This is a genomic window from uncultured Mailhella sp., assembly GCF_947631555.1.
Lineage (GTDB): Bacteria > Desulfobacterota > Desulfovibrionia > Desulfovibrionales > Desulfovibrionaceae > Mailhella.
The window spans coordinates 1-10,078 of sequence record NZ_CANRLT010000084.1; the positions used below are offsets into that span (position 1 = coordinate 1).

8 protein-coding genes are annotated in these 10,078 nt (G+C 58.5%); 4 read left to right on the forward strand and 4 right to left on the reverse strand.

Translation table 11 applies throughout. From position 1 onward, the window contains the following. The 4 genes from Q0Z94_RS09960 to Q0Z94_RS09975 form a co-directional block, all read left to right on the forward strand. On the forward strand, nucleotides 1-638 hold a 638-nt coding region (locus tag Q0Z94_RS09960; protein ID WP_298069298.1), incomplete at its 5' end, for an FAD-dependent oxidoreductase. A gap of 65 nt (nucleotides 639-703) precedes the next feature. Next, nucleotides 704-1,717, forward strand: a complete 1,014-nt coding sequence (locus Q0Z94_RS09965; RefSeq protein WP_298069300.1) for a TRAP transporter substrate-binding protein — start codon at nucleotides 704-706, stop codon at nucleotides 1,715-1,717. A 76-nt stretch (nucleotides 1,718-1,793) separates the two neighbouring features. Next, on the forward strand, nucleotides 1,794-3,644 hold the full coding sequence (locus Q0Z94_RS09970) for a TRAP transporter large permease subunit (RefSeq protein ID WP_298069302.1): 1,851 nt from the start codon (nucleotides 1,794-1,796) through the stop codon (nucleotides 3,642-3,644). A gap of 210 nt (nucleotides 3,645-3,854) precedes the next feature. Further along, nucleotides 3,855-4,610, forward strand: a complete 756-nt coding sequence (locus tag Q0Z94_RS09975; RefSeq protein ID WP_298069304.1) for an SDR family NAD(P)-dependent oxidoreductase — start codon at nucleotides 3,855-3,857, stop codon at nucleotides 4,608-4,610. A gap of 127 nt (nucleotides 4,611-4,737) precedes the next feature. Here the strand turns inward: Q0Z94_RS09975 and Q0Z94_RS09980 are convergent, their stop codons facing one another. Genes Q0Z94_RS09980 through Q0Z94_RS09995 form a run of 4 tightly spaced genes read right to left on the reverse strand, consistent with a single transcriptional unit; the run spans nucleotide 4,738 to nucleotide 9,910 of the window. Further along, a complete protein-coding gene (locus tag Q0Z94_RS09980; RefSeq protein ID WP_298069306.1) occupies nucleotides 4,738-6,735 on the reverse strand; it encodes an ATP-binding cassette domain-containing protein in 1,998 nt (665 codons plus the stop codon). Nucleotides 6,736-6,784: 49 nt separating this feature from the next. Further along, nucleotides 6,785-7,693, reverse strand: a complete 909-nt coding sequence (locus Q0Z94_RS09985; RefSeq protein ID WP_298069308.1) for a tRNA (adenine-N1)-methyltransferase — start codon at nucleotides 7,691-7,693, stop codon at nucleotides 6,785-6,787. A gap of 15 nt (nucleotides 7,694-7,708) precedes the next feature. Continuing rightward, entirely contained in the window at nucleotides 7,709-8,176 is a 468-nt protein-coding gene (locus Q0Z94_RS09990) for a hypothetical protein (protein ID WP_298069310.1), read from the reverse strand. A 3-nt stretch (nucleotides 8,177-8,179) separates the two neighbouring features. After that, nucleotides 8,180-9,910, reverse strand: a complete 1,731-nt coding sequence (locus Q0Z94_RS09995) for a DEAD/DEAH box helicase (RefSeq protein ID WP_298069312.1) — start codon at nucleotides 9,908-9,910, stop codon at nucleotides 8,180-8,182. Nucleotides 9,911-10,078 lie beyond the last annotated feature (168 nt).

The window sequence follows — 10,078 nt, forward strand, 5'->3', positions numbered from 1 at the left end:
AGGAGCATGTGCGCAAGCTCCGGGATTACTTCATCTGCCAAATCAGAAAAGCTCCAGTGACGGTACTTCTGAACACCGAGGCCACGCCGCAGATGATCGAAAGCGCCAATTTTGACGCCTGTATCGTGGCCGTTGGAGCGACTCAGGCCGTTCCGCCCATCCCGGGCATTGAAAACGCCATGCCGGCATGGGACGTATTCGGAAACGAGGAGAACGTTGGGAAGAAGGTCATCATCGTGGGCGGCGGCTCCGTGGGCTGTGAGCTTTCCATCCAGCTCGGCGGCAAGGGGCATGACATGACCGTTGTCGAAATGACCCGCTGGCTGGCTGCCAACTCCCAGATCTCCGAACGTATGAGCCTTGAGGAACACATGACACTCAACCACGTCAAGACCATGCTCGAAACCACGTGTACGCGCATCACCGACAAGGGCGTCTATGTCACCGACAAAGACGGCAAGGAAAACTTCCTTGAAGCTGATACCGTTATCGTCAGCGCCGGTTCCCGTGCCCTGACCGCCGAACGGGATCAGTTCGCCGATACAGCCTTCGATGTGATCAACGTCGGTGACTGCGACTGTGTTGGCACCATCCGCACGGCCATCGAATCAGGCTGGGACGCGGCTGCACGGCTGTAATCTCAAACGTATTTGGGACAGCTCACACAGCCGTCCCGATGACACGATAATACAAGGAGCGCCTTATGAATCTGTCTTTCCTGTTTCGCACGGCTCTTTCCCTTGCCCTCACCGGACTGCTCTTGCTCCCTGCTGCCGCTGAAGCCAAAGTCGTCTATCGCTTGGCCAATACCGGCGGTCCCAATGATGACTACACTTTCGGCTGCGAACAGTTTGCCAAAAATCTGAAAGAAATCTCAAACGGCGAGATAGAAGTTCGCGTGATGAGCAACGGTGTTCTTGGCAACGACCGTGTCGCCACGGAAATGTGTCAGCAGGGGTCTCTGGACTTCAATCTCGTGGGCCAAAGCCAGCTCAATCTGTTCATCAAACCCCTGCTCGCCATGGATCTGCCCTACATGGTTGAATATGAAAAAAATCGCCAGTTCCTGATGGCTTTTGACCCCTACGACGGCCCATTGTACAAGTATGTGGACGCGGAAGCTCAGAAAGTCGGCCTGAAGCTTGTTATGACACTGGATTCGCCCTTCCGTTCGTATGCCTTAACGCCCAAATCCGGCGTTGAAAATCTGGCCAGCGCCCGCGGCGTCAAAGCTCGCGTGACCATGTCGCCCATCGAAAAGGGCTTTGTCAACGCCCTGGGCATGAACCCCTGCCCTGTAGGCTGGACCGAAGTCTATACCGCTCTTCAGCAGGGCACTGTGGACGGTGAAATCATCAACTTCGGTACCTTTGCCTCCTTCAACCGCGCCGAACTTGAAGACCGCTTTCTGCTCACCCGGCACAACATGGCTAAGCTCTTCGTGCTTATGAACAAAGCGAAATTCGACGCGCTCTCCCCTGAACAACAGAAAATGATCATCGACGCCGGCCGCAAAGCCCAGATGGAAGAGTGGGACATGAGCGCCGACTTCGATCTTAAGGGCGTGGAATACTGCAAGCAGAAGAATATCAAATTCATCGAACTCACAGACGCCGAAAAAGCCGAGATTAAAAAGAACCTCGCTCCGCTGTATGACGAATACCTGAAGAGCATTGACCCTGCATTCGTCAAGCTCATCCAGGATGTCCAGAAGTAAGCGGCGCTTCCTCTCTCACCTCTTCTTGTCCGGCGGCTAAGTCCGCCGGACACCCCATCTTTTTCTGGAGCCTGTCATGTCGACTTTCCTGAAACTCCTGCGCTGGATGGACGAAAACGCCGAAAAGCCTATCATTGTCATTGCTTGTGCGGCCTCATGCCTTCTCATCCCGTATCAGGTGTTCGCACGGTATATCCTCGGTACATGGTTCAAAATAAACGTGGACACCTCTGCAGTGGAAGAACTCGCACTTTTCTGTCTGATCTGGTGTACCTACTTCGCCGTTCCGCTCGTTATCAAACGACGGGAAAATATCCGCATGACGGCCTTCATCGACTGGCTGGTGCCAAAAAAATATCATCACTTTGTCCTGATGTTCAACAACGTGGCCACATTCACCCTCACCGTGACCATCATGTGTCTGGCTGTACGCCTCCTCCGCCTTCAGTTTCAATTTCCCCAGCAGACGCCCACTCTACGTATTCCCTACTGGATACCTTATTCCATACTGCTATTCGGTTTTTTTGCCCAGACGGTTCGTGTGCTCCAGGACACGCTGAAGCTCGTACGTGAAGAAGGCTGGGGCAAATTACTCCTGGCGGTACTCTTAGCCGCAGCTGTAGTCGCCCCTTTCCTGTTCCTGAATCTCAGCACTACCTTCGTACTCCTTGCAGCCCTGTTCGGCGGCATGATCATGGGTATCCCCGTAGCTGTGGCACTTGGGCTCTCGGGCGCTCTGGCCGTCCACGCCTCAGGTTTTCTCCAGCTTAACATCGTAGCCCAGACTGCCTATAATTCTCTGGACTCCTTCCCCATGCTGGCGGTTTTCTTCTTCGTCCTCGCCGGCATCTTCATGGGCAAGGGCGGCCTTTCCTCCCAGCTTATCGGTCTTGCCGACATGATGCTCGGACGGCGTACCGGCGGTTTGGCCATGGCCACCGTCATGGCCTGTACCTTCTTTGGCGCCATCTCGGGTTCAGGCATCGCTACTTGCGCGGCCATCGGTATGATCACCATTCCCGCCATGGTGGAACGCGGCTATTCCAAAGCCTTTTCCGGTGCTATCGTGGCCTGTTCCAGTGCCATTGGCGTCATGATTCCGCCAAGCAATCCCTTCGTACTCTACGGTGTTATCACCAACGTATCTATCGGCAAGCTGTTTGTGGGCGGCATACTCCCCGGCGTCCTCACCGCAGGACTGCTTATGACGGTCTCCTGGTATGTGTCCAAAAAGAACGGCTGGCGCGGCGAAGACAAGGAATACAGCTGGGGCGAGATCGGTCATGCGCTCTGGGACGCCCGCTGGGCACTCATGGTGCCGGTCATCATCCTCGGCGGTATCTACGGTGGCATTATGACGCCTACGGAGGCCGCAGGTGTGGCTGCACTCTACGGTTTTCTCGTCGGAGTATTCGTCCTCAAGGGCATATCCCGTAAAAATCTCGTTGAAACACTGGTAGACAGTTCTGTTACCGCAGCCACCATACTTTTCCTCGTAGCCATGGCCAGCGTGTTTGGCTATGTGATGGCCATTGAACAGATCCCGGATCTTATCTCCGAATGGATGATCTCCATCACCTCCAGCAAAACCGCCATGCTCCTCATCGTCAACCTGTTGTTGCTTATCGTGGGCGCACTTATGGAATCTGCCTCGGCCACGCTCATTCTTTCTCCCATACTTATGCCCATGATGGTCAAACTGGGGGTGGATCCCGTACATTTCGGCGTCATTATGGTGTGCAACCTGGCCATTGGCTTCATCACACCGCCCATCGGCCAGAGTCTTTTTGTAGCTGCGGCCATCTCCGAGGAGCGAGCGGAGCGCATTGCTTTGGCCGCCGTACCGCTTCTGGGAGCCATGCTTGTCATGCTCTTCATCGTTTCCTATGTACCTGAACTTTCCCTTTTCCTGACCCATTTCATGTAACCCAAAAAGGATATGTTTCAGTCCACAGTCAAGCCCCCATCTGCCGGCTGGCTCAGCAGCCGGCAGATGGGGGCTTGTGCAGATTATCCTCTCCCTTCAGGGAACGACTACGAAAAAGGATTTCATCGGCTCGCCGTTGTGTCAACCATTCTTTCCCCATAACGTGGCGGTTTCAACCACAAGGGAATCTTTGATGAAGGAAAGAACATCATGAGCAATACCATCTGCATTACTGGCGCAACTTCTGGTCTTGGGCAGGCCACAGCTCGGCTTTTTGTAAAAAACGGCTGGAAAGTCATAGGAACCGGACGGCGCGAAGACAGACTTCAGTCATTAAAACAGGAACTGGGAGACTCGTTTTTCGGTCTCACCTTCGATATACGCGACAGGGCGCAGACCTTTGCAGCTTTCGGTTCGCTCCCCGAAAACTTTGCCGCCGTTGACGTCCTGATGAACAATGCCGGTCTCTTCGCCGGACACGGACTGGTTCAGAACGCCGATATGGACGCATGGGAACGCATGGTGGACACCAATATTCTCGGGCTACTCCACTGCACCAGGACAGTGCTGCCCGGTATGCTGGCGAGGAAACACGGACATATCGTCAATATCGGTTCCGCAACGGGAACCCGCGCCTTTCCCACAGGCAACGTCTACGGAGCAAGCAAGGCCTTCGTGCGCCTGTTCTCCGACAACATGCGCGCCGATCTTCTGGGTACGCCCATCCGTGTAACCTGCATCTCGCCGGGCCGCACCCGTACAGAATTTGCCCTTGTCCACAACGACGGCGATGTGGAAAGCATGGAGCAGGAATACCGGCAGGGACAGCCTCTCCTACCCGAAGACATCGCACATACCGTATGGTGGGTAATCAATTGCCCACCGCACATGGATGTGACACAGATAGAAATTATGCCCGTGTGCCAGGCCGATGGCGGCGTCCGTTTTCAGGATGTGGCCCGCTAAAGCCGGAACTTCCAATCCTGACAGGAAACTCCAGAGTGCGACTTTCCCAATAAGTGCTTTTGACGGCGCACATGCAGGACTTTTCTGTATCCCAAAGCATCGCCCTGAAAGCCGTCTACGGTGGTACTCAATCCCCACCGGCTTCCAGGGACAGTGCGGCCCGCCGCGCTTCCAGATCAGCGATCTGCGTTTCCAGTTCGCCGAGGGCTTCCAACCCCTGTTCCGACTTTGTCTCCAGTTCGTGAAATTCCCTGAGCAGCTCCGAGGCTCTGGCTCCGTCCGCATAGACGGCAGGGTCGGCAAGGAGCTTCTCCACCTCGTCGTGACGCTCAAGCACAAGTTCCAGATCGGCTTCCATGGCGGCATAGCGGACTTGCAGGGGCTTCAGTTCCTTATAGAGGGCGTTGCGCAGTTCCGCCTGTTCCCGCTTGATGCGCTTCAAATCGTCGCGGGAAAGCCCCGTATTCCCGGAAGCCCGGCCAGGTTCCGGCACGGGTGCCGCGGACTGCTTTTCAGCGGTCTTTGCCGCATGACGCGCGGCGTCATACTGGACAAAGCCCTCCTTGTACACGGTGAAGCCCGTCTCATCCACGGCCCAGACCTCATCCACGGCCTGAGAAAGCAGATAGCGGTCGTGCGCCACCACCAGCAGCGTTCCGTCAAAGGCTTCCAGCGCCTCCACAAGGGCATCGCGGCTTTCCAGGTCAAGATGGTTGGTGGGTTCATCGAGAACCAGGACATTGCAACGGCGCAGGAACAGCAGCGCCAGCGCCAGACGGCTGCGCTCGCCGCCGGAGAGCGAGGAAACGGAGCGGTCGAAATAGCTCTGGCCCAGCAGGAAGAGTCCGAGGACGCTCATGAGTTCTTCTTCCGAGGTGTGGGGGTCGGAAAGGCGGCGCATCTCGCCGAGCACCGTGCCGCCGAGATCCAGCGTTTCCGCCTGCTGCTGACTGTAATAGCCAAGTCGCGTGGTGGAACTCATATTCAGACGGCCGCCTGTGCGCGAAAGCTGCCCGGCCAGAATCTTGAGCAGTGTGGACTTGCCGCAGCCGTTGTGTCCCACCAGCCCCACGCGCTGCCCCCGGAACAGGGAAAAGGTCAGCGGCGGCCACAAGGTCGTGCCGTCCGGGAACGAAAAGGCCAGATCCGCTGCGGACAGCACCACCTTTTCCGAAGGCGCGGCTTCGGGCCATTTGAAGGACAGCTCCCGGCGTTTCGGTTCGGGCCGGTACTGCTCCAGTTCCTTTTCCAGCCTCTTTGCCTGCTTCTGGCGGGAACCGGCCTGGCGAGCCTTGGTAGCCTTGGCCTTGAAGCGGCGCACGAAATCCATCTTGCGGTCAATCTCATCCGCGATCTGCTTGGCTTCGCGTTCGCGCTGCTCCTCAAGCTCTGCCTGAAGCTCCATGAATTTCGTGTAGCTGCACTTGCGGAAGAGCGGCCTGGACGCCCCCAGGTAGAGCACATGTGTCCCCACATGATCCATGAACACCCGGTCGTGGGCCACGAATACCAGTATCCCATTGAAATCCATAAGGAACTCTTCAAGCCATTCCACGGCTTCGAGATCCAGATGGTTGGTGGGTTCGTCGAGAAGCAGCGCGTCCGCTCCGGCCGTGAGTACGCGGGCCAGTTTCGCGCGCTCGCGCCAGCCGCCGGAAAGCTGCCGCAGGGGGAGTTCCCATTTCTTTCGGGAAAAACCAAGCCCGGAAAGCACGGTCTGGGCACGCTGTTCCGGGTTGTAGCCGTAACGCGTTTCAAGGTCGTGCTGCCGCGCCATGAGCCGGGCAAGCACGGCTTCGTCACCGTTCTGCTGCGCCTGCTCCCATTCCTTCCAGAAGTCCCCCCAGTCCGGGAGCGCGGCCTGTACCCATTCAAGGAGTGGCAGGTCAAGAATGTCCTCGTCCAGTATCTGTTCCACATAGCCCACGCGGCAGCCTCTGGGGAAGATGACCCGGCCGCCGTCCGGAGCGGCCGCGCCCGCCATCATGCGCAGAAGCGTGGACTTGCCCGTACCGTTGGGTCCGCACACACAGAGGCGCATACCATCCGCGATATCCAGCGAGAAATCGTTGAAGATCTCGCGCCCGCCGTAAGACTTGGAAAGATTCTGGATGACAATGTTCATGTTTCAATCCACATTCGGCCCTATCCGCTGGCTGACTCCGCAGCCGCCTTCACACATCATAGTCCACCGCTTCGGAATCCTCGCCGCGGGCCTCGGCAAGCCTGGCCTGCCGTGCCGCCTCCTGCTTGCGCTCCCGCGTCCCCAGGGGGATGAAGGCATCCCAGGCGGCGCTGCGCTCCTGAAGCCGGGAAAAGACCAGAAAGGCCGTGTGGGCGTTCATACGGTCGGCGGGACGGAGACGGCCTGGCACGGCTTTCCAGGGACGCACCAGCACTTCGCACACTTCCGTCTCTTCAAAAGGCCCGATTTCCAGTGCCGCAATAAGCTCTGAAACCTGCTCCACCGTGGGCAGCAGGAAGGCGAGCGGTGCACCCGGCACAAGCGCTTCCCGCGCGGCGTCAAGATAGGCCCAGGGCGTACGCACGTCCAGGAACAGCGCGTCGGCGCGCCTGTCGTTGAGGATGCTAGGCTCGTGCAGTCCGAAGCCCTGCGCTATGTCACGCAGGTGCAGGGAGACATTGTTCCCCAGTCCCGCCCATTCCAGATTGCGCTTCGCCAGTTTATGAAATTCCTCGCGGGCTTCGAAGCTGTGAACGTGTCCTTCCGCACCGGAAAACCATGACAGCGCAAGCGTGAAGCCTCCGGAGCCGGAACCGGCTTCAAGAATGGTGCGCCCCTTGCCCACGCCGAGCTTAAAGCAGATCAGCCCCATGTCCTTGGGGTACATGATCTGGGTCTGACGCTTGATGCCCATGACCAGATCGTAGAGCTGCGGCTGCTCAAGACGGAACGGTACGCCAAGCGCTGTGCGCACTTCCGTCCCGAACTCCGCAGCGGCGAGGTCGCAGGCGCGCATGACGCCGTCCTGAGTGTGCAGATCCTGACGCGGGTCAAGGCGGTAGATGTGGCGTTTGCCGCGCGGGGACGCCAGAATGACCAGATCACCGTACTGAGGCATGACTGTTTCCCGAACTCAAAGGAGATGGTTGAAAAAATACTCATACAGATGCCGCAGGAACAAAGCCAGTCCCACCAGAATAGGCGGCTCCTCGCGGACTCCGGCCCGCCGCAGCAGCTCCCGCGCCGTGGGGGTGAAATCGGCCTTGCCGCTGTCCGGCAGATGGCCCATGATGTCCGAAATCAGCACAACGTAGGTATCGGCGTCCTTCATGCGCACCCACAGAGAATCCCGATAGAGCATATACGCCGGCTCACCCATGTCGGGAATGGCACTGCTCATGGCCAGCCGCCACAGACTGGTACACAGCGCCGTGAACAGCGTCTCCGTCTCACGTCTGCGCTTCAGAGAAAAACGCCCGACACCCAGGATTTTCTGGAAGCCCGGAAGATCCGCTTCCGCAAGCAGAATTTCGAAGGTCTCCACCAGCGCTTCCGGCGTGGCGCGTCCGGCCTGAGGATCGGCAACCGTCATCAGGGCCATGCGCTACGCCTCTTCCGGCTCATGCTGCGGAGCCGCTTCCTGACTGCTGCCCTGTTCCGGCGAAGAAACCCGGCGGCGGGAACGCCTGCGGGAGCGGCGGCGTCTGCCCTCTCCTGCCTCAGGTGTGCCTTCGTGAAGTGCCGTTTCCGGTGACCATCCGTCTGTTTCGTGAGCAGTGCCGTTCTCACGGCGTCCGCCTTCCGGCTTTTCGGCGGGGGCATTCTTCCCTGCTCCCTCGGATTCGGATGTGGGCAACGCTTCCTGACGCGCACCGCCTCTGCGGCGCTTGCGGGAAGGGCGGCGTTCCTCCTGAGGATTGCGCTGAGCCTCACGTTCGACGCGGGGCCGGGGCAGGGTCTGTTCCAGGCCCAGGCTGCGCTGATAGTCGGCGTCCATGAGCAGGGCCAGCAAAAGCAGCTGGTCTTCATCATCTCCCTGAGCCATGCTTCTGACCAGGTTCACATAACGGCGGGCACGCTCAAGCTGAAGGCCGGTACAGGCGCGGCGGCGGGCATCCAGCAGCGCTGTCTCTCGCTGTCCCGCGGCGCGGGCCACGTCCTCATCCGTAGGATTGGCCAGAGCCACGAGTTCAATACGGTAAAAGGAGGCAATGCGCTGAAGCTCCATCTTCTCCATGATGTCCACCAGAGAGATGACGGTTCCGGCAGCACCGGCGCGGCCCGTACGGCCAGAGCGATGGATGTAGGATTCGCGGTCTTCCGGCGGCTCGTAGAGGAAAACATGGGACAGGTCGGGGATGTCGATGCCGCGGGCGGCCACGTCCGTGGCCACGAGCAGACGCACCTTGCCTTCGCGCAGTCGGCTGAGCACTTCCTCGCGCTTGTTCTGGGAAAGGTCGGCGGAAAGTTCGTCAGCGCTGTAGCCGAAGCCCTTGAGTACTGCGGCGATGTAATGGACGTTGGCCTTGGTGTTGCAGAAAATAATAGCGGAGGTCGGGTTTTCGGTCTCCATCAGGCGCACCAGCGTGCGATCCTTGTCCATGCGGCCGCACTCCACAAAACAGTGCTGTATGGCCGCCACATGCACCTGCCCCTGCGAAAGGCTGAGCATTTGCGGATCGCGCAGAAATTCCCCGGCCAGATTCAGCACATGCTGAGGATAGGTGGCCGAAAACAGCGTGGACAGGATGGGCTTCTTCGGCAGGTAACGCTGTATTTCCTTCATGTCGGGATAGAAGCCGATGGAGAGCATACGGTCGGCCTCGTCGAACACCAGAGCGCGCAGGGCATCCAGCGACAGTGTGCGCCGCAGGAGATGGTCGAGAATGCGGCCGGGCGTGCCCACGATGACCTGAACGCCGGATTTGAGGGCTTCCAGCTGCCGCCCGTAGCCCACGCCGCCGTACAGGGACGCCACGCGGACGCCCGTGCCTTCGAACAGCATATGTGCTTCATGCTCCACCTGGCCGGCCAGTTCCCGCGTGGGCGCAAGGATGAGCGCCTGCGGACGGCAAAGTTCAGGCTCGACAAGCGTAAGCAGAGGAAGAAGATAGGCGCCGGTCTTGCCGCTGCCCGTGCGGGACTGAATCATGATGTCCCGGCCCGCCATGAGGTATGGCAGGGCGTGGGCCTGCACGGGCATGAGGCGGCTCCATCCGGCCCGGGCGCAGGCGTCCTGCATTGCCGCGGGCAATGTCTCCAGAGAACAGGGGGAAAGGGAATTTTCAGGAGCCGTGATCTGCAGCTCCTCAGTCAGCGGGGAAGTATCAGCCATGCAGGGCGATCCTTTTTTTGTCTGAAGAAATATTATCGGGCAAAAAAATAGTATACCCTATTCCCGTCTGCTTGCCAAGATGCACCATCTTGAGAGAGTATCACTTTAATAATGATAAAAGTTCTTCGATCTTGCCGTTAACGCGAAATCGCTGAAACAACGCCAGAG

Coding starts and splice junctions, on each gene's coding strand:
- Q0Z94_RS09965 (WP_298069300.1), top strand. CDS start 704: ATGAATCTGTCTTTCCTGTTTCGCACGGCTCTTTCCCTTGCCCTCACC.
- Q0Z94_RS09975 (WP_298069304.1), top strand. CDS start 3,855: ATGAGCAATACCATCTGCATTACTGGCGCAACTTCTGGTCTTGGGCAG.
- Q0Z94_RS09995 (WP_298069312.1), bottom strand. CDS start 9,910: ATGGCTGATACTTCCCCGCTGACTGAGGAGCTGCAGATCACGGCTCCT.
- Q0Z94_RS09990 (WP_298069310.1), bottom strand. CDS start 8,176: ATGGCCCTGATGACGGTTGCCGATCCTCAGGCCGGACGCGCCACGCCG.
- Q0Z94_RS09980 (WP_298069306.1), bottom strand. CDS start 6,735: ATGAACATTGTCATCCAGAATCTTTCCAAGTCTTACGGCGGGCGCGAG.
- Q0Z94_RS09985 (WP_298069308.1), bottom strand. CDS start 7,693: ATGCCTCAGTACGGTGATCTGGTCATTCTGGCGTCCCCGCGCGGCAAA.
- Q0Z94_RS09970 (WP_298069302.1), top strand. CDS start 1,794: ATGTCGACTTTCCTGAAACTCCTGCGCTGGATGGACGAAAACGCCGAA.